This window comes from Pseudomonas sp. R19M (assembly GCF_050312585.1).
GTDB classification, from domain to species: domain Bacteria; phylum Pseudomonadota; class Gammaproteobacteria; order Pseudomonadales; family Pseudomonadaceae; genus Aquipseudomonas; species Aquipseudomonas palleroniana.
The window spans coordinates 1-602 of the sequence record NZ_JBNPJV010000113.1 but is presented as its reverse complement, the minus strand read 5'-3'; the positions used below and the strand labels follow the sequence as shown (position 1 = coordinate 602).

1 protein-coding gene is annotated in these 602 nt (G+C 63.5%); it reads left to right on the top strand.

Translation table 11 applies throughout. The features are described 5' to 3' along the window. The coding region (locus ACQRBT_RS28255) for an AMP-binding enzyme (protein WP_427851695.1) at positions 1-602 on the top strand (602 nt) is incomplete at both ends.

The window sequence follows — 602 nt, the reverse complement described above, 5'->3', positions numbered from 1 at the left end:
ACCCATGAGATTACGCGGGCAGACGAGGGCAGCATCCCGATTGGCCGTCCGGTGGGCAACAGCCGTGCCTACGTGCTCGACGCCCGCCAACAACCGGTACCGGTCGGTGTGACCGGCGAGTTGTACATCGGTGGTCAGGGGGTTGCCCTGGGCTACCTGAACCGCGCTGATCTGACGGCGGAGAAATTCCTCGCCGACCCGTTCAACGTCAATAGCTTGATGTACCGCACCGGCGACCTGGTGGCCTGGCGTGCCGACGGTACCTTGCAGTATCAGGGTCGTAACGACCAGCAGGTGAAGATCCGGGGTTTCCGCATTGAACTGGGCGAGATCGAAACGCGCCTGAGTGAGCACCCGCAGGTCAAGGACGCGGTAGTACTCGCTCGTGAAGACGAACCGGGGCACAAGCGCCTGGTGGCGTACTTCACCGAGCGTGAAAACCTCGACATCACAGCACTGCGTGACTACCTGTTGGCCCAGTTGCCGGACTACATGGTGCCGGCCGCCTACGTGCGCCTTGACAGCCTGCCGCTGACCAACAACGGCAAGGTCGACCGCAAGGCCCTGCCTGCACCGGACCAGGAAGCCCTGCTGAGCCGTGG